This is a genomic window from Paenibacillus sp. 203, from assembly GCF_037027525.1.
GTDB classification, from domain to species: Bacteria; Bacillota; Bacilli; order Paenibacillales; family Paenibacillaceae; genus Paenibacillus; species Paenibacillus polymyxa_B.
This window is the reverse complement of sequence record NZ_JAXCHD010000010.1, coordinates 141,539-168,379: the sequence shown is the minus strand read 5'-3', so window position 1 is coordinate 168,379 and position 26,841 is coordinate 141,539. Positions and strand designations below refer to the sequence as shown.

At 46.3% G+C, this 26,841-nt stretch carries 23 protein-coding genes; 9 read left to right on the top strand and 14 right to left on the bottom strand.

What is annotated here, in order from left to right:
• The first annotated feature begins 393 nt into the window (after window positions 1–393).
• From bglX to WA407_RS21480, 3 genes are all read left to right on the top strand, one after another.
• Window positions 394–2,568: a beta-glucosidase BglX gene (bglX, locus tag WA407_RS21490; protein ID WP_336078325.1), complete on the top strand. Its 2,175-nt coding sequence runs from the start codon at window positions 394–396 to the stop codon at window positions 2,566–2,568.
• 13 nt (window positions 2,569–2,581) lie between these two features.
• Window positions 2,582–6,022: a GH36-type glycosyl hydrolase domain-containing protein gene (locus tag WA407_RS21485; RefSeq protein WP_336078341.1), complete on the top strand. Its 3,441-nt coding sequence runs from the start codon at window positions 2,582–2,584 to the stop codon at window positions 6,020–6,022.
• Window positions 6,023–6,184: 162 nt separating this feature from the next.
• On the top strand, window positions 6,185–7,189 hold the full coding sequence (locus WA407_RS21480) for a LacI family DNA-binding transcriptional regulator (RefSeq protein WP_336078324.1): 1,005 nt from the start codon (window positions 6,185–6,187) through the stop codon (window positions 7,187–7,189).
• Between the two features lie 98 nt (window positions 7,190–7,287).
• Here WA407_RS21480 and WA407_RS21475 read toward each other — a convergent pair whose 3' ends face one another.
• The 6 genes from WA407_RS21475 to WA407_RS21450 all read right to left on the bottom strand — a co-directional run bounded on the left by WA407_RS21475 (window position 7,288) and on the right by WA407_RS21450 (window position 12,033).
• Window positions 7,288–7,965 carry a hypothetical protein gene (locus WA407_RS21475; protein ID WP_254330046.1) on the bottom strand — a complete coding sequence of 226 codons (678 nt, stop codon included), beginning with the start codon at window positions 7,963–7,965 and terminating at the stop codon, window positions 7,288–7,290.
• 93 nt (window positions 7,966–8,058) lie between these two features.
• Window positions 8,059–9,279, bottom strand: a complete 1,221-nt coding sequence (locus WA407_RS21470) for a stalk domain-containing protein (RefSeq protein WP_235306982.1) — start codon at window positions 9,277–9,279, stop codon at window positions 8,059–8,061.
• Window positions 9,280–9,616: 337 nt separating this feature from the next.
• The gene (locus WA407_RS21465) at window positions 9,617–10,102 is read right to left on the bottom strand and encodes a cytochrome c biogenesis protein CcdC (RefSeq protein ID WP_235306981.1); all 486 of its coding nucleotides are present in this window, start codon (window positions 10,100–10,102) and stop codon (window positions 9,617–9,619) included.
• A gap of 43 nt (window positions 10,103–10,145) precedes the next feature.
• Window positions 10,146–10,913, bottom strand: coding sequence for an ABC-2 transporter permease (locus WA407_RS21460; RefSeq protein WP_336078323.1), 768 nt, complete (start codon window positions 10,911–10,913; stop codon window positions 10,146–10,148).
• Window positions 10,910–11,623: an ABC transporter ATP-binding protein gene (locus WA407_RS21455; protein ID WP_336078322.1), complete on the bottom strand. Its 714-nt coding sequence runs from the start codon at window positions 11,621–11,623 to the stop codon at window positions 10,910–10,912. Before WA407_RS21455 ends, WA407_RS21460 begins: the two co-directional genes overlap by 4 nt.
• A complete protein-coding gene (locus WA407_RS21450) occupies window positions 11,620–12,033 on the bottom strand; it encodes a GntR family transcriptional regulator (protein WP_235306978.1) in 414 nt (137 codons plus the stop codon). Before WA407_RS21450 ends, WA407_RS21455 begins: the two co-directional genes overlap by 4 nt.
• 213 nt (window positions 12,034–12,246) lie before the next feature.
• On the opposite strand from WA407_RS21450, the gene WA407_RS21445 reads away from it, so the two are divergent.
• Window positions 12,247–12,819, top strand: a complete 573-nt coding sequence (locus WA407_RS21445; RefSeq protein ID WP_336078321.1) for a hypothetical protein — start codon at window positions 12,247–12,249, stop codon at window positions 12,817–12,819.
• A gap of 257 nt (window positions 12,820–13,076) precedes the next feature.
• The gene (locus tag WA407_RS21440; protein WP_235306976.1) at window positions 13,077–13,622 is read left to right on the top strand and encodes a GNAT family N-acetyltransferase; all 546 of its coding nucleotides are present in this window, start codon (window positions 13,077–13,079) and stop codon (window positions 13,620–13,622) included.
• Window positions 13,623–13,673: 51 nt separating this feature from the next.
• Here WA407_RS21440 and WA407_RS21435 read toward each other — a convergent pair whose 3' ends face one another.
• Window positions 13,674–14,006 (bottom strand): hypothetical protein, encoded by a 333-nt coding sequence (locus tag WA407_RS21435; protein ID WP_061830729.1) that lies wholly within the window; start codon window positions 14,004–14,006, stop codon window positions 13,674–13,676.
• Window positions 14,007–14,193: 187 nt separating this feature from the next.
• On the opposite strand from WA407_RS21435, the gene WA407_RS21430 reads away from it, so the two are divergent.
• Entirely contained in the window at window positions 14,194–15,012 is an 819-nt protein-coding gene (locus tag WA407_RS21430) for an alpha/beta fold hydrolase (RefSeq protein WP_254330068.1), read from the top strand.
• Between the two features lie 108 nt (window positions 15,013–15,120).
• Here the strand turns inward: WA407_RS21430 and WA407_RS21425 are convergent, their stop codons facing one another.
• From WA407_RS21425 to WA407_RS21415, 3 genes are all read right to left on the bottom strand, one after another.
• Complete coding sequence (locus tag WA407_RS21425; protein WP_013308357.1) at window positions 15,121–15,336, bottom strand: cold-shock protein; 216 nt, start codon at window positions 15,334–15,336, stop codon at window positions 15,121–15,123.
• Between the two features lie 131 nt (window positions 15,337–15,467).
• Window positions 15,468–15,668 (bottom strand): cold-shock protein, encoded by a 201-nt coding sequence (locus WA407_RS21420; RefSeq protein ID WP_007428290.1) that lies wholly within the window; start codon window positions 15,666–15,668, stop codon window positions 15,468–15,470.
• A gap of 394 nt (window positions 15,669–16,062) precedes the next feature.
• Window positions 16,063–18,492, bottom strand: coding sequence for a LamG-like jellyroll fold domain-containing protein (locus WA407_RS21415; protein ID WP_336078320.1), 2,430 nt, complete (start codon window positions 18,490–18,492; stop codon window positions 16,063–16,065).
• A 425-nt stretch (window positions 18,493–18,917) separates the two neighbouring features.
• Here WA407_RS21415 and WA407_RS21410 point away from each other — a divergent pair, with 425 nt between their 5' ends.
• Together WA407_RS21410 and WA407_RS21405 are read left to right on the top strand one after the other, a co-directional pair.
• Window positions 18,918–19,262, top strand: coding sequence for a DUF805 domain-containing protein (locus WA407_RS21410; RefSeq protein WP_061830735.1), 345 nt, complete (start codon window positions 18,918–18,920; stop codon window positions 19,260–19,262).
• Between the two features lie 312 nt (window positions 19,263–19,574).
• The gene (locus WA407_RS21405) at window positions 19,575–19,973 is read left to right on the top strand and encodes a hypothetical protein (RefSeq protein ID WP_336078319.1); all 399 of its coding nucleotides are present in this window, start codon (window positions 19,575–19,577) and stop codon (window positions 19,971–19,973) included.
• Between the two features lie 82 nt (window positions 19,974–20,055).
• Here the strand turns inward: WA407_RS21405 and pyk are convergent, their stop codons facing one another.
• On the bottom strand, window positions 20,056–21,471 hold the full coding sequence (gene pyk / locus WA407_RS21400; RefSeq protein WP_023986598.1) for a pyruvate kinase: 1,416 nt from the start codon (window positions 21,469–21,471) through the stop codon (window positions 20,056–20,058).
• A 179-nt stretch (window positions 21,472–21,650) separates the two neighbouring features.
• Here pyk and WA407_RS21395 point away from each other — a divergent pair, with 179 nt between their 5' ends.
• Entirely contained in the window at window positions 21,651–22,439 is a 789-nt protein-coding gene (locus WA407_RS21395) for a helix-turn-helix domain-containing protein (protein ID WP_061830739.1), read from the top strand.
• A gap of 167 nt (window positions 22,440–22,606) precedes the next feature.
• Here the strand turns inward: WA407_RS21395 and WA407_RS21390 are convergent, their stop codons facing one another.
• The 3 genes from WA407_RS21390 to WA407_RS21380 all read right to left on the bottom strand — a co-directional run bounded on the left by WA407_RS21390 (window position 22,607) and on the right by WA407_RS21380 (window position 26,771).
• Entirely contained in the window at window positions 22,607–24,025 is a 1,419-nt protein-coding gene (locus WA407_RS21390) for a sucrose-specific PTS transporter subunit IIBC (RefSeq protein ID WP_013308350.1), read from the bottom strand.
• A gap of 67 nt (window positions 24,026–24,092) precedes the next feature.
• Window positions 24,093–25,568 carry a glycoside hydrolase family 32 protein gene (locus WA407_RS21385; RefSeq protein ID WP_336078318.1) on the bottom strand — a complete coding sequence of 492 codons (1,476 nt, stop codon included), beginning with the start codon at window positions 25,566–25,568 and terminating at the stop codon, window positions 24,093–24,095.
• A gap of 180 nt (window positions 25,569–25,748) precedes the next feature.
• Window positions 25,749–26,771 carry a LacI family DNA-binding transcriptional regulator gene (locus WA407_RS21380; protein WP_336078317.1) on the bottom strand — a complete coding sequence of 341 codons (1,023 nt, stop codon included), beginning with the start codon at window positions 26,769–26,771 and terminating at the stop codon, window positions 25,749–25,751.
• Window positions 26,772–26,841 lie beyond the last annotated feature (70 nt).

Genomic DNA, 26,841 nt, shown 5'->3' with positions numbered 1-26,841 from the left:
ACCGCTATAACACTTATGTTCAAAGCACAAGGACCATACCCGTCAATAGAAACGTTTCGATAGTCATTATAGAACAAATTGAAACCGTATTCAATAGCAATATTATTTTTTATTCACTCGGAATCCTGACTTTTTTTTCGTTTTTATCATCTTTATTACGCTATTTATCCTATAAAAACCCGCTGAATTGGATTTGACTCTCCATTTGAAAGCGTATATAATCCAACTGAGTTCAACAATAGAAACGTTTCGATTAATAATACGACAGAATATTATGCTTCTATACTAGCTATTAGCCTGTTCAGCACTTTTTTGAATCATCTTTATCCAAAAAATCTCATGAATCTGAAAAAGAGAGCTGTCCACCAACAATACAGCTTATGGAGGATTATGATGGCACAACACCTGAATTCCTATTTAGAAAACATGACGCTTGAAGAAAAAGTCGATCAACTGCTACAGCTTGTAGGTGCCTTCTTTGAAGAAGCGGGAACAGATAGTCAAATTACCGGTCCTATGGCTTCTCTCGGCATCACAGAAGAAAATGTCCATAACGTCGGTTCCGTGCTTGGCCTCGCAGGGGCTAAAGAAGCGATTCGTGTTCAGCAGGCTCATTTGAGTAAAAACCGTCTGGGTATTCCGCTTTTAATTATGGCAGATATTGTACATGGCTTCAAAACGATTTTCCCTATACCGCTGGCTATTGGTTGCTCATGGGATATGCAGCTGGCAGAAGAGAGCGCTACCATTGCTGCCCGAGAAGCGGCTGTATCCGGTGTTCACGTCACATTCGCCCCTATGGTCGATTTGGTGCGTGACCCGCGCTGGGGCCGTGTGATGGAATCTACAGGGGAAGACCCTTACCTCAACAGCGAATTTGCTCGTGCGTTTGTGCGTGGGTTTCAGGGTAAAGATCTGACGAACGATACCGACCGGGTGGCCGCATGCGTGAAGCATTTTGCAGCATATGGAGCTGGCGAAGGCGGACGGGATTACAATACTGTAGATGTATCCGCATGGCAGCTGCGAGAGTATTATCTCCCCTCCTACAAAGCTGCTTTAGATGAAGGCTGTGAAATGGTGATGACATCCTTCAATACCGTAGAAGGCGTAGCCGCAACGGGCAATAAGCGCCTGATGCGTGATTTGCTTCGTGATGAATGGGGCTTTGATGGTGTACTCATCTCGGATTGGGCCGCCATCAAGGAGCTTATCCCTCACGGCATTGCCGAAGATGAGCGCGAGGCAGCAAAGAAAGCATTACTGGCAGGCGTAGATATTGAAATGATGACATCCTGCTATAACGGGCATCTGCCTGAGCTGGTTCGCAGCGGACAGCTGGATGAAGCGCTTATTGATGAAGCAGTGATGCGTATATTGAAGCTCAAGCAAAAGCTGGGCTTGTTCGAAAATCCGCTACGCGGCGCAGACCCTGAGCGTGAACGTGAAGTTGTGTTCTGCGAAGCTCACCGCGCGGTTGCGAAAGAATTAGCTATTAAATCTTGCGTGTTGCTCAAAAATGATTCCATTCTTCCATTGAATCGGAATCAACATATTGCATTGATCGGACCTTTTGCAGAGAGCGGCGATATTCTGGGTTCTTGGTCGTGGAGCGGTTCACAAGAGGAAGCCATTCGTGTTGTTGACGGGTTCCAATCGAAAATATCCTCCTCGCTGCTCACGGTAGCGGCAGGATGCTCTGTAGACAACATAACAGAGGAGCAATATGCAGAAGCTCTGCAAGCTGCCAGCCAAGCAGAGGTTATCGTGTTGGCGCTTGGAGAGCGCTCGGATATGAGTGGTGAAGCAGGCAGCCGTTCCAATATTCGCTTGCCACAAGCCCAGTTGGAACTGGTGAAGCGCTTGAAGACGCTGAACAAGCCTATGGTAGCCGTATTGTTTAATGGTCGTCCGTTGGATCTGCACGGTGTTATTGAAGAAGTAGACGCTGTACTGGAAGCCTGGTTCCCTGGTGGCGAAGGCGGCGCAGCGATTGCCGATTTGTTATACGGTGATGCCGAACCTACGGGTCGCCTGACCATGTCATTCCCGCAATCGGTCGGACAAGTGCCCGTGTATTACAATCATTTTAATACAGGACGCCCGCAGTTAGATCCGAATACAAAAGAACGCTACGTGTCCCAATACCTAGACGTACCGAACGAACCTTTATTCCCGTTCGGCTATGGACTGAGCTACACCAATGTAGCCTATGACAGCGTACAGCTTTCCGGCGACACTCTTACTCCCGGTCAGGAACTGACCGTTAAAGTGCAGGTAACGAACGCAGGAACACGTCCAGTCGAGGAGACCGTTCAGTTCTATGTCCGTGATATCAGCGGTGATACGGTTCGTCCGATGAAAGAACTGAAAGATTTCTGCAAAGTCCTGCTTGCCCCAGGCGAAAGCCGGGAAGTGGAATTTACAGTGACCGAGCCTCAGCTGCGCTATCATCATGCAGATTTGAGCTTTGACAGTGACAGCGGTGAATTTGCCGTCTTTACAGGACCTAACAGCCGAGATACTACAGAAGGCCGTTTTCGGTTAGTAAAAGAAACAGGAAAGTGAGGCGTTCCCTATGATGAATACAAGTCTGGATCAAAATATTTTGCTGCGGGCCGGCGACCTGTCTTTTACCTTCTTGAGCAGTGGTGATGTGTATAAGATCGCCCACGGCTCAACGATGATCAACCAACTGTTGACCAATTCAGTCGACGGTTCCTTGAACAATCTGTACTTGAGATTGTATCGTCCGTCCGGTGTAAGTATCACTCCCCTGCTTGGGGTTCGCTCACCGGGAGTAATCGGACAAACGGATCAGCAGATTATTTGGGAAGGTTTCACCGCTGGTGTAGGCTATCAGGTGACCTTCACGCTAAGCCGCCTGGGAGTATGGTTCTGGGATGTAACCCTACAGGGCGATGACGTGGAAGCAGATGTCGTGTACGGTCAGGATATCGGCATTGCCGATACCGCTGCTGTGCGCAGTAATGAAGCTTATTTGTCTCAATATATTGACCACACCGTCTACCATGATGAACAAAGAGGCTACACCGTTTGCTCACGTCAAAACCAGCCTCAAAGTCAGGAATTCCCATACATTCAACAAGGCTCGTTAACCCGCACTGTTGGTTACTCGACTGACGGATTTCAGTTCTTTGGACTTTCGTACAAAGAAACGAATGAGCCGGAAGCACTCCGTCGCGACTCGCTCGCCAATGAAGTGTACCAATACGAATTCGCCTATACCGCGTTGCAATCTGAGCGGGTGAAACTGGCTGGGGAAGCTCGCTTTACTTTTTACGGTCTGTTCCAGCCGAATCATCCAGCCGCAGTGACAAAGCTGGAGTATCAGGAACTGGTGACAAAAGCACGTGACGAAGTAGCTGCCATTCTAGTAGACGCTTCCGAGACCATCATACCGGTACGCGCGGCAAGTGATCTTCAGGCAGGGCGTGTGGCTCCAGCTCAAACCATCGGTGAGCCGCTGCGCACGCTGGACTTAACCGATGCCGAAGTGAATCAGCTTTTCCCCAAACGGCAGGAAGAAGAACGGGATGGCGATGAACTACTTTCCTTTTTCACGGACAGCTATGAGCATGTCGTACTCAAATCCAAAGAGCTTCGTGTAGAGCGTCCCCATGGGCACATTTTAATGGGTGGGCATTACTCAGGAGGTAAGGAAGAAACCATTACAACCACCTCCTATATGTACGGGGTGTTCAATTCCCAACTCGTAATCGGCAATACAAATTTCAACAAAATGATTACCAACGCGCGTAATGCGCTCAATATTCCCAAGACATCCGGTCAACGTATTTATGTCGGAATCCAAGGGAAATACCGCCTGCTCACGATGCCTTCCCTGTTCGAGATTGGCTTCAATTATGTGCGCTGGTATTACAAAACGGCTGACGATACATTCATTATTACAAACCATACGAATGTCGATAGCCCAGAAGTACGGCTTCACATGCGTGCGGCGAGTGGCAAAACCTATCCGTTCCTCATCACTCAGCAAATGTCTATGCATGTGAACGAATATGAGCTCCCGTTTCATATGGAACGTGAAGGTGACGCCCTACTCTTCCGGGCAGACTCCACCTCTCTGAGCGCCGAGGCCTATCCAGACTTGGTGTACCGAATGCACATAGAGGGCGCTCCATTACAGCATGTGAGCGACGCTCACGCACTGCTACAGGGGAAAGCTTCTCCTGATGCGTCTCTGGTTGTGCTGGAGCTGGGTGACAGCAGCGAATGGACCTGCACCGTGCAGGGTTGGCTGAATGGGCTTTCAGCTGGGCAAGAATCAGCGCACAAAGAGCGCCATGCTTCCTTTGAAGATGAGCGCGAGCGCTATCGGGCATATTTTGCCGAGCTTATGAACGGTTTCCATCTTTCGCTGGGTCAACACGAAACGAGCGAGCTATTCCGTGTGAACGCAGTGGCTTGGTGGTACACCCACAATATGCTCGTTCACTACTCCGTGCCTCACGGTCTGGAGCAATACGGCGGTGCAGCCTGGGGAACACGTGATGTGTGTCAGGGGCCTGTGGAATATTTCTCAGCTATGCAAAAGTTCGATGAGGTTCGTTCCATTTTGCTGACTGTTTTCAGCCATCAGTACGAGGACAGCGGAAACTGGCCGCAATGGTTTATGTTTGACAACTATACTCACGTGCAGCAAGAAGAAAGCCATGGAGATATTATCGTCTGGCCACTCAAGGTACTGGGCGACTATTTGACCGCTACCCGTGATTACAGTATTCTGGAAGAAAATGTGCCTTACACCCATCGGCATACTTTCGATTATACCAAGCAGACCGCGACTCTCATGGAACATACCCTGAAGGAAATCGAATATATTCGCGAGAATTTCCTGCATGATACGTATTTGTCGGCCTATGGCGACGGCGATTGGGATGATACCCTCCAACCAGCCAATGCTCAGCTGAAGCAATACATGGCGAGCAGCTGGACGGTTGCACTCACCTATCAAGTTATTAGTAACTTTGCTGCTGCTTTGGAGCAGGCCCCCGCGGGTGTAGTAAGTGAAGCCGACAAGATCGCACAAGATCTACATCAGATGGCCAATGGCATCCGTAAAGACTTTAACCGCTACATGCTGGAGAGCGGAATTATTCCGGGCTTCGTGTATATGGAAGAGCCCGGCCAACCTAAGCTGATGCTCCATCCGTCTGACACCGAGACAGGAATCCATTATCGGTTGCTGCCGATGACACGCAGCATGATCAGCCAGCTGCTCACGCCTGAGCAAGCATTGGCTCATGAGCAACTCATCCGTGAGCAGTTCCTCTGCCCGGATGGCGTGCGTCTGATGAACCGCCCTGCACAGTATGATGGCGGTGTGAGCTCGCACTTCAAGCGTGCAGAGCAAGCGGCCAACTTCGGACGTGAGGTCGGGCTGCAATATGTGCATGCCCATATTCGCTTTGCGGAAGCGATGGCCAAATTGGGACGCAAGGACGACGCTTGGCACAGCTTGAAGCTCATCAATCCGGTCGGCATCCGTGCGTCCGTACCGAATGCCGAATGGCGCCAAAGCAACGCCTATTTCAGCAGCTCGGATGGTAAATTTAATACCCGCTATGAAGCACAGGAACGGTTTGGTGAACTGCGTGAAGGAGCCGTACCCGTCAAAGGCGGCTGGAGAATCTATTCCAGTGGTCCAGGAATCTATATGAATCAGCTCATATCGAACGTCCTTGGTGTTCGTCAGTCAGGCGAAGATCTGATCCTAGACCCCGTGCTACCGGATCATCTCGATGGGTTGGAATTTGAATTTTCCTTTGCAGGAAAACCAATTACCTTCGTCTACCGCATGCTGCAAGAGCATACTGGCGGTGAGCAAGGCCGTACAGTATTGAACGGAATACCACTGGAAAGCGTGCCAGCCGATGATAATCGCTACCGCTCCGGTGCCTTGCGCATCAAACGCGAGATTTTCGAGCAAGCCTTGGCAGAACATGACGGTGTACACCGTCTGGAGATTATTTTATAAAGTGTTTTTAATGCTGAATCTGGTATAGGCAACAAAGGGATGGCGATCTTGCGGGATCGCCCTTTGCTGCTTATGTGTAGGACTACGACATTTGGAATAGATATGTGGTTAATAATGAATATACAATAGCAATTATAAGATGGACGACAAGGAGGTGACGATGTGGTCAGCATTAAAGATATCGCCAAACAGGCGGGCGTTTCCATATCTACCGTTTCATATGCCTTGAATGGTAGCGATAAGGTAACAGAAGAAACTTGCGCACGTATTTTAGCCATTGCCAAAGAGCTTAACTATGTGCCCAATGCCGCCGCACGTAATCTCAAGAAAAGGCAGACCAAAATTATTGGCGTTTTCCTAACTGATTTCCGTGGAGACGTTTATGGAGATTTACTGTATGGCATCAAGGAAATTTTGAACCGCAAGGGCTATGATCTCATCGTATGCAGCGGTAAGCAGTCTCACCGAATGTTGCCGGAACGCATGATCGACGGCGCCATTGTGCTGGATCAGACGTTTGATAGTCAGGAGCTACTGAACTACGCCGAGCGAGGACATAAAATTGTCGTGTTGGACCGTGAACTGAATCATCCTAACATTAACCAGGTGCTGCTGGATAACAAAGCGGGCGCCGCTCTCGCAATCGAACATTTATTGGAATTGGGACACCGTAAGCTATATGTGGTTACCGGACCAGAAGGTTCTTACGATTCATGGCAACGGATGCAGGCGGTCAAGCAGACCATTGAGCGTAGCGGCGTGGCTGAAATGATCGAAATTGACGGCGATTTTGAGAAATCGGGCGGTGAACAGGCGGCTGAGATCATTTTGCAGCAACACGTTAGCCCGGGTTCGGAACCTGTAGCCGTATTTTCTCTCAATGATGAAATGGCAGTGGGCTTTTACAATCGAATGGCTCAGTCAGAGTTGACGATTGGCAAGGATATTCATATCGTCGGTTTTGATAATATCGAGCTGGCGCAATATATTCAGCCCCGTCTGACAACGATTGACTATTCCAAGCGAAAATGGGGAGCTGTAGCTGCCGAACAGGTTCTCAAAATCATTGCTGGGGAAGACGTGGAGCATGAACGTTTATACGTTACGCTTGTCCAAAGAGAATCGGCAGGCGCAGCATTCATCACCCAAGATCAACAGAGTCTGTGATGAACAACGCAGAAGTAACCTGCCCGCCAGCCTCCTCCCAAAAAAAGAACTTCCACAGGCCCAAAACACGGGGTGGAAGTTCTTTTGGTTATACTTATTTAACCTAACAAATCCTCAATTGAATTCGACAACGACCGTAAGGGATTACCAATCGTTTGCCCCGTCTCCAGCTCCACCTGTAACGCAGCATCAACCATAGACAACTGTGCTACAGCCAGCCCCCTGCTTGGATCAGCCTCCCTTAGCTCATACAGCGAACGAACCAGCAATTCCTTATACTCGTCTTCACGTCCCTGCATAATCAGTTCAAAAGCGTCCTCCACCACCTTAACCTCTATCCAAGAAGAGATATCCGGTTTGCCTAACAGAGCAGCCGTATGATAAAGACGCTTCATCGTTCCCTCTACAGTAGCCGGATTCGTGAATACCAAGGTCCGTGGCAGCAAATCATCGCATATCTCATGAAAAAAGGGCTCATCCAGCGTAATTACTGGTGTAGACAGGGTCAATTGGGCCTTTTCTGCCAAAACAATATAATTCGTACACGTTATCAAAATAACGTCTATGTCGCTTTGGGCAATCCAGCTCAGTTGCTCTTCTACCTTGCGACTCGCATCGTCCGCAGAAAAATGCGGGTCTGACGAGATCCGGCGCATAAGCCCAGGGTCCACAAAATGTATCAGTTCCACCTCATAAGAAGCAAAAGCTCGTTCCACATAGGCTATGTTCGAGTGATGTGCATGCAGGCAGCCCACACGTTGCTTCAAGCCTTCCATCGTCCAACCTCCTGTTATAAGTTTGCATCATTTTAACAGGAAGAGGACGATTAGGAAAGCATGCCAATCACGCCATACCACAAATGCACTTTCTTAAAACTTGCCGTTTGTATTTTTCCACTCTGTTTTAGCTGGAACCTCCTGAACTACGTCCCAATGTTCCGCTACCTTGCCGTTCTCTACCCGGAACAGATCATAGACAGCGGCTGAAGTTCCCTTAGACGATGTCAATTCACTCACAACCAGCACAAAGTTGCCTTCTCCAATGACCATGTGAACCTGATCATATCCAAAAGAAGCTCCTTGGCTTCCTGCTGCGGAAAATGCTTGTTTCAAATTGGATACACCGTCACCAAAAAGAGGATTATGCTGAATGTAATGGTCACCGTTATAATAGCTTTCCAATGCAGCACGATTTTTGCCAACCAGGACATCATCCACAAACTTGCGGATCAGTGTTTTGTTCGTCTCAGTTTGGTTGAGATCCGTGATCTGTGTTGTTCCATTAATCATGGTGTGTCCGCTTGGATTGGCTGGAGCCGAGTCCTGCATGTTGTCCCAATGCTCAACAATTTTACCATTGCTATCGAAGCGGAAAATATCAAAAACAATGCTCGTTTTCCCTGCAATGGACTCTTTATAATGAACTGCTACATCATTACCATCCTGAATTACACGTTGGATTTCAACCTGTACATTGGCTCCCTTCGCCTGGCTAATCCCTTGCAGCAACGCATCTCTTCCGCTAGCAAAGCTCAGGTTGTGCTGAATGTACTGATCCTTGCTGATCCAAGTCTCGGCCACTTTCGTGTCTCCGGTTTCAAAGCTTTTCACGATTTCAATGACCTTATCCTTATTACTCACCCCGATTTGTACCGTTTGGCTGGCCGGGTCCCAAATCACTTGCTTGCCCCATGCTTCTTTGACGACATCAACCGGTACATAGGTTACTCCCTGCTTGGTCAATAGGGTCGAGGTGGATAGCGGTACCTTAATCCCGTTGATTTGCGCTTCCGGACTGCCAGACACCAGTACAACCGTCGCCTGATCATATCGGATGGTCGTGCTTTGTCGCGCCGTATTGAACGTAATATGCTTGGCATCCATCGGAATTCCCAAACTGGAGGCCAATTGTCTCAAGGGAATTAAGACCTGCTTATTTCTCACGATAGGCGCAATTTTGTAAGCCTCCTTCTTGCCATCTACCCAAACCTGAATACCCGTAGTAGGTTTTACCTCGGCTGCTAAAGCCGGTACAGCAGAAGACAGAACAAGCAGACCAGCGAGTGCAGCAGTAACCGTATGTTTTTTCATGGATGTGAACCCCTCTCAACATGTAAAATAAAATGTGGAAAACAATTTCCTTTTATGTAACTAATATAGTTACACCTAATCGCAAGAAACAACTTTTCCCCGCCTATCTAACTTTAAACCCCATTTAAATCTTTTGAAACCTCAATAACCCTCCTTTCAAAAATTTATAATTGTACTGCTACAATGCAAGCCACAAGCCTTAGAATAAAGGATATGGGGAGCAATAACAATGTGTGATAACTTGCTAATGCCAAAACTCAAAAAAAAGCGGCTCCTATCGCCAAGCGAATGAACGCTTTTTGAATAGTAAGCTGCTGTGTTAACCCCATTGCTATTGTTATACGGATAACGTCCTCCGAAACTTGATAAAGCTCCCGATTCGCCAGATTGAGATATACACCAGCGCCATCGTAATCGCCAGCATGCTAATTTCGGTCGTACCCAAACTACTGAGATACTGGGTCAAAACGACGCGAATCAAGATAATAGCGATAATAATATATTTAAAATATTGGTTCGGCTTGGGATAAATAAGACCGTCATCCCGTCTTTCATACGCCGTATGCAGCAAAATAACATAGCCGAACAGAGCCCCTAGTAGCCCGGCAACCAGCAGTTCCCAAAAGGCGGGGAGCTCGTACGTTTGACCGGGAATATGCATTAATTGGTACACAGACATCATCATAAGCGGGAAAGCGATAAACAAGGGGAGCAGAATCCGGATTCCATTTCCTTTTACCGGTCCCCTTCGTCTCTTGGTCCTTAACCAGATCATCAGCCCCACCAGAACAGCCATCAATACATATATAAATATCGTCGTCATGGTGTAGTAACTCCTTCCTCATAGATCCTGTAGATACGCTAGCCTAAATCGACAGTTTTTTCTCCAGCAGATACGCGCTCAAGCGGATTAATACATACGCAACAATCCAACTCATCAACACCGCAATCGGGAAATGCCAGGTAAATGGAAACCATTGTCCTGTTTGAGCATGGTCAAACTGCTCATAAAGCCCCTGATCGCCCGACCAATAAAAGACACTCCCGCCACCCATCAAAAGAATCCACAGTATCGGGTTAAGCGGCCGCAAGGTGCTGTATTTGGTACTGGCCGTCAATAGACCCAGCGCAATAACCAACGGCGTGAAGGCGATAATCATCACAAACCAGTTCAATCCGGCCATAATAAAAGACGCTGCATCCGCAAACGTATAAGGCTGTATGGTTGATGAGATGAACAACGCGTACAGAGAACCCACCACAAACAGAAGCAATATTACGACCATGGTTTGTAAAATAGCCGCAATCCATTTGGCGCTAATCAGCCATATGCGCGGATAGGGAAGGGTCAGCCACCATCCGTAGGTATCATTTTCCCATTCTCTTCTCAAGCTTCCCACACCCATAAAAATGATCATGTACGGCAGGCCCAGGGTGACATACCACAGCCTTGTTAATTCGAGCTGGTTGTGAAGTGCGAAGTACAAGGAAATAGCGAACGCCGCAATTAGAAATAATGAGAAATACACGAGTCTCCACGATCTCGGTAGTCGACTGCGGCCCTGCTTTCTCCAGCTTCCTTTATTTTGAAATTCATGGCGTATCAAATCTTTGAACAGCCCTGATGAATTCACGCCTTCCACTCCTTTTTGTACAAATTGCGGAACACCTGATTCAGCGAGCCATGCTCTGCACGCAGATCATCCGAATCACCAGACCATATGATCCGTCCACGGTCCATCATGACCGTGTAGTCAAACAAGCCTTCTACTTCCTGAATATCATGCGTGCTAATGAGTATCGACTGCTGCCGCCCCTCCAAATAATCAATAATTCCGGCTACAATCGCCTCTCTAGAGAGAACATCAATACCCGCAAACGGCTCATCCAGGATCATGAGTGGAACCTCACGTGCCAGACATAAAATCAGTAGCACACGTGCCTCCTGTCCGCGACTCAGCCCAGTCATTTTAAGTTCCAGCTCGACGTCCATATGATCAGCAAGTTTATACGCGTCTTTTATATTGAAGCCAGGCAAAAAAGACTTCCCCCATTCCAGCGTCTGCTGAACTGTATGATTGGGGTACCAGCGTGCCCGGTCAGGAAGATAGGATATATCCCGGTTGGTTTCCCAACTAGGCTGTCGGCCCAGCACCTGAAGCTCGCCCCCATCTGGCTGAATCAATCCGGTGATTGCTCGAAAGAAGCTGGACTTCCCACAGCCATTGGGTCCAAGCACGCCTACAATACGTCCTGCCGGAATGATGACATCTAATTGATCCAGTGCTTTTTTACTGCGGTATTGCTTCACCAGATGATTCGCAACCACAACAGACTCCGTCATGCCTTATCGCCTCCTTCCTTGTCATTTCCGTCCTGTTTGCTTCGTATATACTGCTGTACATCTTCCCACGATAACCCCAGACTGCTCATCTGTCCGAGAAACTGATCTATATACGTTATAGCCAATTGTTCCCGAAAGCTGGCAATCCGTTCACTGGACGAAGTAACATAAGTACCTAACCCGCGCCGCTTCTCAGTCAATCCGTCCCGCTCCAGCTCTTGATATGCCCGCATCACGGTATTCGGATTCATGCGTAATTCCTGCGCTAAATCACGAACAGATGGCATTTTGCTTCCCATTTCGATCTCCCCTTTAGCAATGGAGCTTCGTACTTGATTTAATATTTGTTCATATAATGGCTGGCTAAAGTCAATTAAAAATCGGAACGAGCCAACCCGTTGCTCTTCCATGGGTGTTTCCCCCTAATCGGCTGCATCTATCGTGCCTGTAGTGTATTATATCACTTAATACACATAATACAAGTTTACTTTAGCTGAAATTTTAGTCATGCCACCCAAATTTCATTCAGTAAATGCTCAGCTTGCGCTCAGATAGCATTCAAGTTGATCCCTTATGATGTATCACGTACCAAGCAAACCATAACCGAAAGGTGGAAAATGAAGATGAAGAGCACCAAGAAAGCAATTTTGGCTGGAACGATGGCCTTGGCATTTTTAGGAGGCGGGGCACTGTACTCCACAAGCGCAGCCCATGCTGCTTCAACTACACCTGAGAAGGCTCCCATCGCAGACAAAGCACAGGCACCTAAGGGGAATCCCGGCGATGCTAATGGCCCTAAAATCGCAGGAGGTAACTATGCTGAGAACAAAGCTCTCCTGAAATTATTGAAATTGTCCTCCAGTCAGTTGGATACACAGTTGAAAGCAGGTAAATCCCTTGCTACGATCGCCAAAGCACAAGGCGTGAGCGTAAATTCCGTTATTGATGTAATGGTTTCAGATATGAAAGCAAAACTGGCTACGGAAAAACAAAACGGCAAGATTACGGCAACCGAATATAACCAACGTGTCTCTAATCTGAAGCAAATGATGACAGATATGGTGAATGGCGTGAAACCATCCAAACCACCAGTAGATGGCGGTAAAGCGGATGCAGGTAAAGCTCCTGCTCAGGGAGATGCAGCCAAGGCTTCTGCTAAAACCAATGCAGCTAAAGCCTCTGCTAAGCAGAAATAGCTACAGCTCCTGTTTTCCAAAAGCTGTAGCTCGATAAGTCGCATTCATAAAAACCATTTATTAATCTGACACATCCACCTATGTATAATAAATCTCCATCCGGCCTCCCTGTACGGATAGAGAAACCAATAGACCTGTCCCCTGCTGCGATACAACAGAAGGAGACAGGCTTATTTGTCATGTAAACAAGATAATATGTGGTAGACTAACATGATCCAGAGTCATTTTTCACTCTAATTCATAATAAGGAGAATGTAATGAAAATAAATCAACAGGAATTTGATGTGCAAGGAATACACTATACGATCAGATCAGCCATAATTCAAGATGCGAAGAATTTGTCTGAAATCCGCTTGCTGATTGATGGAGAAACTGAAAATTTAGATAGAGAGAAGGGAGAAGCGTTTATAAGTACATCCGGTTTTGAACAGCTCATTGAGTCAGATACAGAGAATAACAGAAACCTATTTTTAGTTGCGGTAGTTCATGATAAAATCGTCGGATTTTCAAGATGTGAGGGCCATGTTCTGAGCAGATTCTCTCATAAAGTTGAATTCGGCGTTTGTGTACTAAAGGATTTTTGGGGTTACGGGATAGGGACAAATCTTTTAAAAAAATCTATTTCCTGGGCTGACTCCAATGGCATCAAGAAAATGACTCTACAAGTTTTGGAAACGAATGATAAAGCCATTGAGCTTTATAAAAAACATGGATTTGAAATCGAAGGGTTATTAAAAAACGATAAGGTTCTTTCAGATGGCAAATACTACAACACCATCATCATGGGGAGATTTCATAAATAAAAAAAGACCCTGTTCAACAGGATCTCTCATCTTTGCATCGCCACACATCCCCTAGTAGCGATAATCATCATAAGGATTGCGATTGCGATACTGATCACGCGGCTGCTGAGCTGCGGTAATCATCAAAAATATGCCTGAGAGCAAATGCATCAACCAGCCCACAATCGGAATCCATCCAATAACCGAGGTCACGATCCCTAAAATAGATCCATAATAAGACTCTCTATTCGTCACCGATAGCACCAACGTAACAATGTGGAAAATCAGCATAAAGAACAATATAGTATACGCGGAATTTACGATGAGCAGCCCGCCCAAAACGGGAATAGCTAAAAATAGCTCCAATCCGCCTGTAATCCATTTTAATGTTTTTGATGGTGTCATTGTTCCACTCTCCCGATGCTGTTTCATTCCATAATTATATCCTATCCCTATACAGGATGACATACATTTTTTGACATATTATATGCTTATATCGTGACAGACTCATCCCTTTTTCGAATGAGCTAAGCCCTGGCTACATATATGTGAGAGAGAATGAAATGACGTGATTTCTAGAGGGGTGAACACGATGGGATATTATATTGAGGTGGAACGCGGCGTGAAGCTGTATGTTGAGGATATTGGAGAAGGCATCCCTGTTCTGATGGTGCACGGCTGGCCGCTGGATCACCGAATGTACGAATACCAGGTCGCCTTGTTGCCTGCTTACGGGTATCGCTGTATTCAGGTTGATCTTAGGGGGTTCGGCAAGTCTGATCGACCATGGCATGGATACAATTATGATCGATTGGCGGACGATCTGCTGGTTGTTATGCAGGCGCTTCAGTTAAACCAGGTCCGGCTCATTGGTTTTTCCATGGGGGGAGCTGTGGTCACACGCTACATGAGCAGGCACCGGGGATTTGGCGTCAATCAGTTGATCTTGATCGGAGCAGCTACACCCCGGTTCACCCCAACCAGCGACTTCCCTTATGGTACTCCTGTCACAGAGGTAGATAAACTCATCAAACAAGCCTATACAGATCGCCCACAATTGGTAACTTCTTTTGGCGAAATGTTGTTTGCCAATCCCGTCAGCCAGAGCTTACGCGACTGGTTACGTGATCAGGGCTTTGCGGCTTCAGTTCATAGCATGGCTTGTACTTTGTATTCACTACGTGACTCTGATTTGCGTCCTGATTTGCCATGTATACACGTGCCTACTTGGATTCTACACGGCAAGCTGGATCGGGTCTGTCCTTTCCCCCTGGCTGTCCAAACTCAAAAAGGAATTGCCGGATCAAAACTTATTCCTTTCGAACGTAGCGGGCACGGTGTATTTTACGAAGCGCTACCTGAATTTAATTCTATCTTACTGAGCATACTAGCCCCATCCTCCACACCATAATTGAAAGCCTGTTCATTCTTATGTATAATTTATATTTATAAAAAACAAAAAGACGCCTCAGCGCCGTTAATGGCTATGGGGCATCTTTCACTACAAACATTTATCCGCTTAGGATTGTTTGGTATGATTGAAGCTCGTATTATTTAAAACTGCCAGCTTTTTCTCGCCCTTCACCATGGCAGAACCGCAAATGGGGCATGTCGGCTCGACAGAAAAAGCGAAGTTATCCCGCATCCAGCCGTTACATGTATCGCTGGCGCAATTCCAGACAGTTGTAATTTCCTCAGGAATCTCATCCATTGGCTTTTTCCGTGAATTGTACATAAACATCCCTCTTTCTTCATGATTTATAAAGCGATAAGATGTAATCAGTTCAAAAACGGTCTTGTGAACAGATAAAAACAAATGCCCCAAACGCTATGTTCGGGGCATCTGAAGTAGGCTGTAATTTTAAATTACAGTTTTACAACGTTCTCAGCTTGTGGTCCACGGTTTCCTTCAACTACGTTGAATTCTACGCGTTGGCCTTCGTCCAAAGATTTGAAACCTTCGCCTTGGATTGCGGAGAAATGTACGAATACGTCGCTTCCACCTTCAACCTCGATGAAACCGAAACCTTTTTCTGCGTTAAACCATTTAACTGTACCTGTTTGCATGGAATTACCTCCAAAATGTATTTATATGACCTTTATTTTTTACAAATAAAAATTCACATATTGCACAAGGTTATTTCAACCTAAAACAATAGCCCTCTACAATATGCGAATCTCAGGTCACAATTTCAATATACTCATATTACCATAAGTGTATTGAAAACGCAAGCACTGGTGAATTTAATTTATGCAGAGTGCTTATGTTCTCTATTGCTGCTTCAAAGCTGTGTTCATTCGGCGGGAGTGAGTCATTAACGCCTACTTAAAACATTATATCCGCAGTTGCTTCCTATTATACCAGCAATCAAGAAATAAATATACAAAACATTGTGCAGGAGACGAACTTCTTTCTAAAAGCTCATCTCCTGCGTTATTTGCTCATTTTAGTTCATTTGAATTACAACTCCGCCAGCGCTTTAATTTCCTCTGCTGTCAGCGCTTTGTTATACAATTGAACTTCATCCAGGCTGCCATTGAAGTAAGCATCGGCCGCAAAGCGGCTTTTGCCGAGATAAGCCTCGCTCGTCAGCAACTCATTGGGATTAAAGGTAATGCTGTCATTAACAGCTACTTCCTCACCATTTACATACAACTTCCCTGTATTCCCTTCCAGTGTAACCGCTACATGCGTCCACTGGTTTAGAGGTAATGATGATTTGGAAAGCAAGCTTTGATCCGTACCCTCATGGATTGTAAACTGGAGCACACCACTTCCTTGGGAAGGGGTAAGAAACATATGCCGGGCTTGGCCGTTGCCAAAGTCAAAAATCCGTTGCCAAGCTGCACCGCCCTTCCAGTTCACCCAAGCGGAAAAGGTAAAATCCTTCACATCTGTTACCATATTTGGTAGTTGAACGTAACCATCCTTACCGTTGAGGCCGAGAGCACCGCCAAGCTTCCCGTCTTTATCCCATGCAGCACCACCATAGGTCTTACCGTCGAATTGATTGTATGTGCTGTCGACAACCGAAGTTCCTTGATCTTCACTCCACGAATAGCGTGCAAGCTGAGGACCTTGGGCCTGTCCGGGAACAGTGGCTGTAAAACTTTTCTTAGCTGTGGCTTTGTCCTTTTTGATGGTCGCCGTCAATGTAACTGTTACAGGCTGAGAACCGGCTTCTGGACGGTATACTTCACCTGTCACAGAAATACTCTCCGGGTGGGTGGACTCCCATGAAATAGTGGTATCTTGTGCTGCTTGAGTAGGTAGCGTCAGATTATAAAGAACATTGCTCGTATCGCCCAGGCTCAGATCCTTCTGCACAGCAGCTACAATCTTGCTGGCCTTCAGGTCAGGCTTTAGCGAACCCCATACCGCAACACCCTTTGAGGACAACGCGGTAAAAGCAAGCGTCTTGGCACCTGTGTCTGGATCACGGTGCTGCAGGAATACGCCTTTGTACTTCGTACCCTCTGCTGTAATTTCCAGCTGATTGCCTGCCCCCAACTTCCATGTACCGTTCACTCCACCAGACAGCTTGCCGCCGCTATCCAGACTGACGTTAACGGCTTGTTTAATATTTGCCGAAATTTCCTTCCCGTGATTTACATACGAATATTGACCGAGGACATCCTTTTCTGACAGCTTTTTCAGTGAATCCTCATCTCCCGAATAACGATAAGGTGCAACCACAGGCCAACCGTCAGCGTTCATGAACATTTCATGTACCCGCACTTCATACTGTTCGCCTCTCCCCGGGAAACGGGAATGGAAAATGACAAAATGCTTTTTCGTCTTGGGATCATAATAAGCCGAGTTGTGTCCGGGCGACACATAGCCTGCACCCAGTCCAGTACCCGGATCACCAATTTCTCTTGGAATCAGGTAATTACCTATCAGTTTGACACCGTATGGTTCAATGGAAGCGTCATCAAAAAGTGGTTTATCAGGATTTGCCTTGACCTTGATCATATCATTGCCTTCAGCATCGTAGAAAGGGCCATCCGGTGTTTTGGACCGAGCCACCCGCAAGTTGTATCCGCCATCCGCTGACAATCCACCATAGGACAGGAACAAGTAATAGTAGTCCGTTTGCGGACTGTATTGTATGTACGGCCCTTCCATACGAGCATGGTTACCGCCTGTCAGCTTTTTCCCGTAGCCTTGACCAGGGAGCGGCTTCCCTGTTTTTTCATCCATCTGCATAATGAATATGCCTCCTGAGTAAGAGCCATATACCATCCACAGCTTGCCGTTTTTATCATAAAAGGTGTCCGGGTCTACGGCATTTGGATGCTTGGTTGCATCATAGATCGTTCCATCCTCACTCGGTTGGTCCCACATGCCGGATTTCAGAAAAATTCCTTTATTCTTATAAGGCCCTTCAATTTTATCAGCAACTGCTAGGCCCATCGCTGAACGCGGGGAGTCACCCTTGCAAGCGTTATAATACATATAGAACTTGCCATCTGCCAGTTGAATGACATCAGCTGCCCACAGCGTGTCCGTCTGCGCCCAATCCAGTGCTTCCTTTAATTCATCTTTGACATTGGGAATCAATGCATTACCATTCGCCACTCCTGTAGCAATCGTATCCCAATTCATAAGGTCTTTGGACTTTGCAGCCGCCAGATGTGAGCCAAAAATGTAAAATGTGTCTTTCACTTTCAGAATGGATGGATCATGTACGGAAGTCTCCTTGAAAGAGACAGCCTTTTTACTTTGAATTGAAAAGTTTTCTAGGTCTTGAGCAGAAGTTTGCCCCACATTTTGAATTCCATCTGTATCTGAATTGAGTGTTAGCTCCGCGCCTACCAAAGAAGCAGGCAACAACAGCGCACCTGCGAGTGAAGCTGCCGTTACTTTACGAACAAATGATTGCTTCATAAATCAATCTCCTCTCATTTTGAACATCCCTGATAACATAAAAAAATCTTGAGAAAGCGGTCAGGATTATGTTTGTATTAACTTCTTCACCCTCGAATTTAATGTTGGTCATCCCTCCTATTTTGAATTAAAGCGCTTTCAATTGATTTGAAAAATAAAAGCACCTTCTATTAAGAAGGACGATTCAAACCTGGCGGTTAACCGTACCTCTATATTATTCAATGGATATGGAAAATTCAATATGTAATTTTATGTTTTTATAAATTATTCATCGAATTATTAACATTAATAAATGTATTGCGTAAATTTCTAGTTTAAAGTTATAATTTTACAACTAAAATTCTATATGTTTCCTGCCGATATACCTAAAAGAACAATTTTACGTGTATAGAAACATTTAGATTTTATAAGGAGGTGAAAAATATATGCAATGGTATTTAAATGCATTAAAAAACTATGTAGGGTTTCAAGGTAGAGCAAGACGTACAGAGTATTGGATGTTTGTACTATTTAGTGCAATCGCTAGCTTTGTAGTCAGCCTGATCGATAGCCTTGTAGGCTTATCACCAATATTGACTTTGATTTATTCTCTTGCTGTCCTGTTGCCATCCTTGGCCGTTATGGCCCGTAGACTGCATGACACAGGTAGAAGCGGATGGTGGATTCTAATCAGTCTGATTCCTCTCGTAGGGTCAATTATTTTGATTGTATTCTTCTGCCAAGACAGTCAGCCTAGCGACAATAAGTATGGGAAAAACCCTAAACTGTAATGGTTTTGTCTAAAACCTCTTTCACTTTTGTGAAGGAGGTTTTTTTCATATCCAGCAGAATCCAAAGGGTAAATCACATGTATTATTCATCAGCTGTGAATTTTTTTGGTTTTACCTGTTTATATCCTCCTCTTTTAGTTTATTTTAAACGAGTATTAAGCTGGCGCTAAGATTGGGTGTGTATGATGTATATTAGAATCTGGTAACTACATAAGCCGGATCGGCTAAAGGCATAAACATTACTCCCGTTGGATATCCATATAAGGCTCCACCTTGTCAGAAATTGAATGAACACAAAGGAGATTTACACTCATGAATCGAAAACGAATTATAGTCATCTGTACACTGTTGTTGGCGTTATCTATTGGGCAGTCTTCTACTTGGGGAAGTCGGGCTAATGCTGCTACACTGGCTCCAGAGAGAGCCCCTCAGGTACAGGATAATGAAGCTTCCAAGGATGATGAACTTTTGAAAACACTGGGCGCATCCTCGGATGAGCAATTGTATGATGCGTTATATAACGGTCAAACCTTGGCAGATATTGCACAAACCAATAAAAAGGACGCACAGGCTGTCGTTGATTTACAGGTAGCTCAGTTAACGGAGCAGTTGGATCAGCGACTGGCCAATAAGAGCATTACACCTGAGCAATACCAAGCCCATAAGGCAGAATTGACACAGGTCGTTGCTAAAAGTGTGTTCGGGCTGTAAGTTAGTGACATGACAGAATGTGAAAAAGGCGCTGAACCCATGGGGGCCAGCGCCTTTTGGCTTGTCTATATTTGGTTGTAAATTACACTTGATATACTCGGATCAAGTTAGTGGTGCCCGCCTCAGCGACAGGAACACCTGCTGACAGGACTACAGTATCGCCTTTATGGATATATCCTGCATTGAGGGCGTTACGGATGGAGGATTCGAACATTTCATCCGTTGTTGCTACTTTATCCCCCTTGATCGGGAATACGCCGGATAACAGGCAGATTTTAGCGAATACCGTATTATTCGGAGTAACCGCAATAATAGGTGCCTTCGGACGATATTTGGATACCATACGTGCCGTGAATCCGCTGGCAGTCGATGTAATAATTGCTTTCGCATCCAGCTCCAGAGACGAACTCACCGCACCCTGACTAATCACTTCGGTGATGTTGGTGCTTTGACGTGCTCTGCGCTTATCAAACTGCTCCTGATAATCGAATTGCGATTCTGCTCTGGCAGCTACAGCGGCCATGGTCCGTACAGACTCGACAGGGTATTTACCCGCAGCTGATTCGCCCGACAGCATAACAACATCGGCTCCTTGCATAACGGCATTAAACACGTCACTAACCTCGGCTCTCGTCGGACGCGGGTTCACCTGCATGGATTCCAGCATGTGGGTAGCTACGATAACGGGTTTGCCGACCAGATTACACTTGTCGATCATTTCTTTTTGCATCACAGGCACATCTTGAATCGGCACTTCGACACCCAGATCGCCACGGGCTACCATAATGCCATCGGAAGCTTCGATAATATCATCCAGGTTTTCCATGCCTTCAGCATTTTCAATTTTGGAATAGATTTGTACATGCTCAGCATGATGTCCCTTCAAAATCTCACGGATTTCACGGATATCGTCGCCTTTACGCACAAAAGAAGCCGCAATAAGCTCAACACGCTGCTCCACCCCAAATTGGATGTGCCTCACATCTCGCTCCGTCACGCCTGGAAGGGTCGTATGAATCCCTGGCAGGTTTACACCTTTTCTCGGTTTCAAAATACCGCCGCTTACAATATTACAAATCATTTCCGTACCTTCGATGGAGGTTACAGTCAGATCAACCAAACCGTCGTCAATGAGAATGCGGTCGCCTGGTTTGATGTCCTTCGGCATATCCGGGTAATTCACTGAAATACGATGCTCGTCCCCTAGAATCTCTTCTGTGGTCAGAATGAGCTGGCTTCCTGGTTTTAGCAGACAAGATGCCTCTCTCAGCTTGCCAATCCGTATTTCCGGTCCTTTAATATCCATCATGACAGGTATAAAGGTATTCATTTCCTTCGCAGCCTGACGCACATTTTCGATACGTTTAACGTGATCTTCTAGCTCCCCGTGAGCCATATTCAAGCGGGCTACAGTCATACCAGCCTGGATCATTTCTTTTAGCAAATGAATGGAGTCACAGGCAGGTCCCATAGTACAAATAATTTTCGTTTTAAGCATAGTAATGTCATCCTCCTGAATGTCTTTACTGTATGGTTTTCTATTCCACTTTGCTTCTCTATCTACATTAAACTTATATAGCTCTATTCTACCTGTACCCGTGCACCAAGACTATGAACTATAGTATGATGAATGTACTACAGTATAATGAATGTTGAAGACATCGGGGAGTGAGTTTCATGATTACATTGGTGGATATACGGCAGGATAACGGTGTGGACTGGTATGAAAAGGCTGGTGCAAATAGCGACAACGATGACTTACTGTTCATTTTGGTCACCTTTGGCAAATGTGTATATTGGGTGAACGATTGCAAATTCATTCTCGGTAAGGGTGAAACACTGCTTTTACCCGGTCATCTGGATTACTATGGCAAGAGCATTCCTACGCTTTTTCATACCAAGTATGTGATACATTGCCGCAAAACATGTACGAACAGCACACTTCCCATACTGAATACTGACAAGCCGTTGTTGATCAAACCTGGATGCTACGATATGCTGCATGAACGAATTAAATCGATGTACTATCAATGGACTGAACACCCAAGCTACTACACCCTGATGGCTGACTGTCTGCTGACCGAGGCAATGATATATATGAATCAGGAATGGGACAAAGGCGCCATTTCTTGCGATCGAGAGCGACATGTGGAACATATGAAACAGTATATCCAGAACCACTACCGGGAAAAGGTAACCAAGGAGGAGCTTGGTGACGCCATCCGTAAAACCCCCAATTATGCCGCGACGCTGCTGCGTGAGGTAACACGCCAAACGATCAGCGAGCATGTACATACGCAACGTATTAAAACCGCCATCTACATGCTGACCGAGTCCCGGCTAACGATTCGTGAAATTTCGGAGTATGTGGGATATAGTGATGTTTCCTATTTTCATCGAATCTTCAAACGGTTGACAGGCTGCTCGCCGTCCGAATTTCTGGATGAACGTTCCTCAATCGTTTAGTTTGATGATCTGGGTGGAATTTTATAGTTAATAAAAATGGTCGTTCTACCTGGAACCCTGCTCTAGCAGTCCTTTTTGATTAGGGACCAAGAGCGTTCCATATAGAACGACCATCATATTTATAATTACGCGTATAAATCTGCGTGTATTCGCATTACTTGGTGGTGTTAATTGGAGGAACCCGCTGTTTTGACCTCTTCCAACATTTTATCGTTATAGCCAAACATCCAGGTCAGGACAAAGGCTACAACCATAGCAGCCAAGTTCGCCAAAATGTAAAGCGGAAGCTGATGATTCATGTAGAGCAACGTCCCTGGAATGACCGTAACTGCCATGCCTGTAGCCGCCAAATGGAAGACAGAAGCGATAAAGCCGCCAACCGCCCCACCGATAAGGCCCATAACAAAAGGCTTCATGTATCTCAGGTTGACCCCGAAAATAGCCGGCTCCGTAATCCCCAGAAAAGCAGACAACGAGGAAGGAAGTGCCAACGCTTTCAGCTTGCTATTCTTCGTTTTCAGCCCAACCGCCAGACAGGCAGCACCTTGAGCAGCCATAGCGCAGGTAATGATGGCGTTAAAGGCATTTACTCCGTTCTTTTCAAGCAGTTGAATTTCCAAGAAATTAAATATATGATGCACACCTGTAACGACGATAATCTGATGCAAGAAACCGATGACAATCCCTGCAATACCGAAAGGCAAATCCAGCACAAACGTTGTTCCGTGCAGCACCCATTCTTCGAGTGAATGGAAAATCGGACCGATGGCAAACAATCCCAAAGTGATCATGATCAACAGTGTTAAAAACGGTGTGAGAATCAGATCTAGCGCTTCAGGCACCCGTTTGCGCAGCGCCCGCTCCAGCTTAGCTCCGATCAAGCCCACGAAGAAAGCTGGCAATACCGAGCCTTGATAGCCCACTACAGGAATGAACCCGAACATCGTCAACGGATGGGCTGAGCCGTCCGCAACACTATAAGCGTTGGGCAAGGCCGGGTTTACCAGCATCAGACCGAGAACGATACCCAGCACTGGACTACCGCCGAATACTCTAAAGGCTGACCATGCGACTAACGCTGGCAGAAAAGCAAAGGCTGTATCCGTTAATACTTGTGTGTATAATAGAAAATTGGGTGAAATGTCCTGTGGCGTCATGCCGAGTAGAGCGAGAATTTGCGGCTGAGTGAGCAAGCCACGTAGCCCCATGAACAGCCCCGTAGCAACCAGCACAGGAATAATGGGTACAAACACATCGCCAAAGGTACGAATGGAGCGTTGGAAGACGTTGCCTTCCTTTTTCGCCTGACTCTTCACCTCTTCTTTAGATGAACCGGTCACGCCAAGCTTTTCGACCTCTTCAAAAATTCGATTTACCGTACCTGTACCAAAAATAATCTGATATTGTCCGGAATTGAAGAAAGCACCCTTGACCTTGTCGATCTCCTCAACTTTTTTCTGATCAATCTTCTCCTTGTCATGCACCATAATCCGCAAGCGCGTCGCACAATGAGCAAAAGATGCAATATTTTCTTGCCCACCGATTGCCTGGATCACTTCTTTAGCTATTTCTCTGTTTTCCGCCATGATGTTCATCCCCTCGTTCATTCCGTTATATTTGATGATTAACGAACCACTTGATGTTTTAGCCTACTCATGTAAAATCCCATTTTACCGCCTGGAAGAGAGCCTCTCCCTTGTCGGCAAAAAAGCGTATTTCGTCACTCTCTGGATGCGGAAAAATACGACTGGTGAACACCTCTTCCCCATCATTGACGAAAATCTCAACTGAAGACGCATCTACAAACAAATGTAGTTTGATATGATCTTTATCCCATGGACACTGCCGTACCTCACCATACGAAGTGGCTACAGGCTCACCCGATTGCGAACGGTCCAATACAAGTTTGCGACTGACGGCATTATATTTAATCACCGTCTTCTCAGTCTCACTCGCACGGAATTCAATACCAAACACCTTAGCGCTCAAAAGATCTACCTCACAGATCAGCTCATAGGCCGTACCTGTAAATCCTTCATAGGTTTTGCTCTCTGAAAATAACGTGTCAGCTACCCGATCCTCACGATTTCTACGCAGCGTAGTCAGCTCAGGGATCGGCCGCTGCAAGAGTTTGCCCTCATGAAGCGTAAGCTCCCTTGGTAATGTCAGACAATGAGCCCATCCGTTCGGATCTGTGGGATATTCGATATCCGGCAGGCCCATCCATGCCACCATAATACGCCGCCCCTGTGGGTCAATCATCGTCTGTGGCGCATAGAAGTCAAAGCCTCTATCGAGCTCGTGGAATGCACCGTGCTCCAGTGTTCTTGTTCCGGTATCCAACGGCTTGCCGATTACGTAGCCCGATTGATAAATATTGCGTTTTTCATCCCCAGAAGGCTCCAAGCCCTGAGGAGAAAAGATCAAGACTCCCGCTTCGTTCAGTTCAAAATAATCCGGACATTCCCACATGTAGCCAAACGACTCCAGGCCTGTGCACAATTCTCCCTCAAACTCCCACGTACGAAGGTCGGTTGATCGGTAGAGGACGGCGCAGCCTGTTAAATTCGTTCTTTGGGCACCAATCACACAGTAAAAGCTATCGCCGTCTTTCCATAGCTTGGGATCACGAAAATGGTCTGTATACCCTTCTGGCACATTGGAAATAACGGGGTGCTCCCATTTAGTAATGTGACCATTCTCGTCCATAACAGCCATGCATTGATAAGGATGTCTGATCCAGTCTTCATCTCGTGCATTTCCCGTATACAGCATATATAACTTGCCCTCATGCTCCAGTGCGCTGCCGGAATAAGCCCCATGCGAATCAAAATAGTCCCCCGGTGCGATGCCAATGCCCGCACTATTCCATGTGACCAAATCTTTAGATTTCAGGTGATACCAGTATTTCATCCCATGATCCGTTCCGAGCGGAAACCACTGATAGAATAAGTGGTATTCACCTTGGTAATAAGAAAATCCATTGGGGTCATTGAGCAAACCGGTCGGTGGCTGGATATGAAACGCCTGCCGCCAGTGACATTGCTCCACTTTCTCCTCCAAGCCGGCTATTTCACCGGGTTCTGCCTGCTCGATCATTCGATACTTTTGTTCTCTTGTCATTTTCATAGGTGTACCTCATTTTTATTAAAACTTTCGCTTCAGGAACCGGTTCCAACTCAATGAAAAAAATTCTATCGGAACCGGTTCCCATACGATTAAAAAAATGCTCATCCATGGATTTGCAACCGATTCCATTTGTGCCCGAATGCTATGGAACCGGTTTCGTAGAAATTATAATCCACTTGTTCAGCGTTTGTCAACGCTTTCTCTTTCGATAAGAGAATAATTCATGACCGTCACTTTTTCTACCGATTTATGTTCTACCAGCCGCATAATATTTTGCGCTGCTACACGTCCAGCCTCCATATACGGATATTGAACGGTTGTCAGGGCAGGGTGAATGACCTCCGTAATATCGTATCCCCCAAAGCCAGTTACCGACAAATCCGACGGGATGACAATCCCTCTGGAATAAGCCGCATTGATTACGCCCAGCGCGATATTATCCGTAGCACACACCATTAACGTTGGCTTGAAATGGTCCAAAATGGCGGATGCAGCAATCCGTGCATCGGACATTTTAAATCCGGTCTCATAGTATCTGATATCATACCCTGCTGCTCGCATCGCATCGTCCGTATGAGACTCCGCAGGCAATGCATCGCGAACCGCCTGCCTAAAACCCTCCTTGCGCTGCACACCGACGGCAACATCCTTTTCAGTAACACCAACGTAGGCAATTTCGTGATGTCCCTGTGACAAAACGTACGTGCCGATATCATATCCTGCACGATAGTCATCATGGATCAGGCTATGAAGCTGCTCGTGCTGCTGGCCCACCAGCAACACCGGAATACCAATGTCACGAATCGCGGTCAGATGGTCGTCTGTAATTTGAGCAGCCAGCAAAATGATACCCGAAATCTTTTGTCTTCCCAGCTCATAAATGGCTTCGATTTCACGCTGTACATCCTGGCTCGTATTAGAGATCAGCATCTGATAATGCTGAGAACGCAGTTCCTCATCAATCCCCATCAGCGTATGAGATGTCGCAAAAGAATCTAGACGCGGCACAACGGTGCCGATGATGTTGGTCCGCTTCGCCTTAAGACTCTGGGCAAAGGCATTGGGCACATAGCCCGTGGCTTTAACCACTTTTTCAATTTTTCGTTTCGTATCCACGCTGACAGACCCGCCGTTCAAAAAACGGGATACCGTGCTCTTGGATACGCCAGCCATTTGGGCTATATCTGCAATCGTCTTATTCATGAAGTCCCCCGGTGATTTTTCGTATTCACAAGCTTCCAAAACGTCTCTTTTCATAACCCTATAATACCAT

Coding starts and splice junctions, on each gene's coding strand:
- pyk (WP_023986598.1), bottom strand. CDS start 21,471: ATGCTTAAAACGAAAATTATTTGTACTATGGGACCTGCCTGTGACTCC.
- WA407_RS21440 (WP_235306976.1), top strand. CDS start 13,077: ATGAAAATAAATCAACAGGAATTTGATGTGCAAGGAATACACTATACG.
- WA407_RS21425 (WP_013308357.1), bottom strand. CDS start 15,336: ATGTACAATTCACGGAAAAAGCCAATGGATGAGATTCCTGAGGAAATT.
- WA407_RS21485 (WP_336078341.1), top strand. CDS start 2,582: ATGAATACAAGTCTGGATCAAAATATTTTGCTGCGGGCCGGCGACCTG.
- WA407_RS21455 (WP_336078322.1), bottom strand. CDS start 11,623: ATGACGGAGTCTGTTGTGGTTGCGAATCATCTGGTGAAGCAATACCGC.
- bglX (WP_336078325.1), top strand. CDS start 394: ATGGCACAACACCTGAATTCCTATTTAGAAAACATGACGCTTGAAGAA.
- WA407_RS21435 (WP_061830729.1), bottom strand. CDS start 14,006: ATGACACCATCAAAAACATTAAAATGGATTACAGGCGGATTGGAGCTA.
- WA407_RS21395 (WP_061830739.1), top strand. CDS start 21,651: ATGATTACATTGGTGGATATACGGCAGGATAACGGTGTGGACTGGTAT.
- WA407_RS21405 (WP_336078319.1), top strand. CDS start 19,575: ATGAATCGAAAACGAATTATAGTCATCTGTACACTGTTGTTGGCGTTA.
- WA407_RS21465 (WP_235306981.1), bottom strand. CDS start 10,102: ATGACGACGATATTTATATATGTATTGATGGCTGTTCTGGTGGGGCTG.
- WA407_RS21390 (WP_013308350.1), bottom strand. CDS start 24,025: ATGGCGGAAAACAGAGAAATAGCTAAAGAAGTGATCCAGGCAATCGGT.
- WA407_RS21445 (WP_336078321.1), top strand. CDS start 12,247: ATGAAGAGCACCAAGAAAGCAATTTTGGCTGGAACGATGGCCTTGGCA.
- WA407_RS21450 (WP_235306978.1), bottom strand. CDS start 12,033: ATGGAAGAGCAACGGGTTGGCTCGTTCCGATTTTTAATTGACTTTAGC.
- WA407_RS21410 (WP_061830735.1), top strand. CDS start 18,918: ATGCAATGGTATTTAAATGCATTAAAAAACTATGTAGGGTTTCAAGGT.
- WA407_RS21420 (WP_007428290.1), bottom strand. CDS start 15,668: ATGCAAACAGGTACAGTTAAATGGTTTAACGCAGAAAAAGGTTTCGGT.
- WA407_RS21385 (WP_336078318.1), bottom strand. CDS start 25,568: ATGAAAATGACAAGAGAACAAAAGTATCGAATGATCGAGCAGGCAGAA.
- WA407_RS21470 (WP_235306982.1), bottom strand. CDS start 9,279: ATGAAAAAACATACGGTTACTGCTGCACTCGCTGGTCTGCTTGTTCTG.
- WA407_RS21380 (WP_336078317.1), bottom strand. CDS start 26,771: ATGAATAAGACGATTGCAGATATAGCCCAAATGGCTGGCGTATCCAAG.
- WA407_RS21430 (WP_254330068.1), top strand. CDS start 14,194: ATGGGATATTATATTGAGGTGGAACGCGGCGTGAAGCTGTATGTTGAG.
- WA407_RS21475 (WP_254330046.1), bottom strand. CDS start 7,965: ATGGAAGGCTTGAAGCAACGTGTGGGCTGCCTGCATGCACATCACTCG.
- WA407_RS21415 (WP_336078320.1), bottom strand. CDS start 18,492: ATGAAGCAATCATTTGTTCGTAAAGTAACGGCAGCTTCACTCGCAGGT.